This window comes from Kitasatospora sp. NPDC007106 (assembly GCF_040634455.1).
In the GTDB taxonomy this organism is placed as follows: domain Bacteria; phylum Actinomycetota; class Actinomycetes; order Streptomycetales; family Streptomycetaceae; genus Kitasatospora; species Kitasatospora arboriphila.
The window spans coordinates 1-1,086 of the sequence record NZ_JBEYFP010001432.1; the positions used below are offsets into that span (position 1 = coordinate 1).

At 76.1% G+C, this 1,086-nt stretch carries 2 protein-coding genes and 1 pseudogene; all 3 read right to left on the reverse strand.

The features are described 5' to 3' along the window. Positions 1 to 615, reverse strand: a 615-nt coding sequence (locus ABZ641_RS39055; RefSeq protein ID WP_359989469.1) for an FAD binding domain-containing protein, incomplete at its 3' end; no start/stop codon positions are given. A gap of 205 nt (positions 616 to 820) precedes the next feature. Further along, entirely contained in the window at positions 821 to 1,036 is a 216-nt protein-coding gene (locus ABZ641_RS39060; protein WP_359989471.1) for an ester cyclase, read from the reverse strand. After that, positions 1,010 to 1,086, reverse strand: a pseudogene (locus ABZ641_RS39065) (ClpX C4-type zinc finger protein); the annotation flags it as partial. The pseudogene ABZ641_RS39065 and the gene ABZ641_RS39060, both read right to left, overlap by 27 nt.

Here is a 1,086-nt window from a genome sequence, read left to right on the forward strand (position 1 = left end):
GGTGCGGTCGGTCTCGGCCGCGGCGGCGACCAGCGGGAGGCTGCCCGGCTGGAAGCCGTACTCGGCGACGGCCGCGGTGGGGGCGGGTCGGGGGATGCGGACGCCGGTGAGCAGTTCGCCCGGCGTGAGCGCGGTGCGGTGCGCGCCGGTGAAGAACTCCGCTGCCGGGACGGTGCGTTCACCGGCCGGGCCGAGGGCGTGCAGGTCGGCGTCGAGGAGGACGGCGAGCAGGCACCACTCGGCGGCCGGGTCGGCGTGCGCGAGGCTGCCGCCGATCGTCCCGCGGAGGCGGACCGGCAGGTTGCCGATCAGCCGGGCGGTCTCGGGGACGACCGGCAGGGCCGCCCGGAGGTGGGGGTCGGCGGCCCGTTCGAGGTCGGCGTGGGTGGTGAGCGCCCCGATGTGCAGGGCGCCACCGTGCCGGCCGGTGCCGCGCAGGGCGGCGATCCGGCCGACGTCGACCAGCGCGGTGGGGCGCAGCAGGCGGCGGTTGAGCAGCGGGAGCAGGCTCTGGCCGCCGGCGAGGACGCGGGCGTCGGGTCCGTACTCGGTGAGCCGGTGGACGGCTTCCTCGGCCGTCTCCGGCCGGCAGTAGGCGAATGGCGGCGGCTTCATGCCTTCTCTCCTGGGGGTCCTGTCGGGCCGGGTGGCGGGGCACCGGCGGTCGAGTGGTCGGGCGTGGGGGACGGGTGCCGAGGGGGCGGGTGGGGGTGCCCGCCGGGCCGGGGGAGGGCCCGGCGGGCGGTGCCGGACGAGGAGTCGGACCGGGGGTGTCCGACGGGACGCCCGACGTGGTGCCGGACCGGGGGAGTCCGACGGGTCAGGGGTTGTTGACGGCCGGGACCTCGAGGGTGGTGTGGCCGAGCTGGCGCATCAGGTCGGCGATGTCGAAGTGCGCCGAGCGGGAGATCACCTTGTCGCCCTCGAAGTGGTCGATGCCGATGGCGGTGAAGTCCGCCGTGCGGCCGCTCGGCGGCAGGCCCCGGAACGGGCCGAGCTGGGTGCCGACGCAGATGTAGACGCCAGGCCCGGCGATCAGCTTCTTCACCTGCTTCTGCGACTTGCGGCAGAACGAGCACTTGAGCA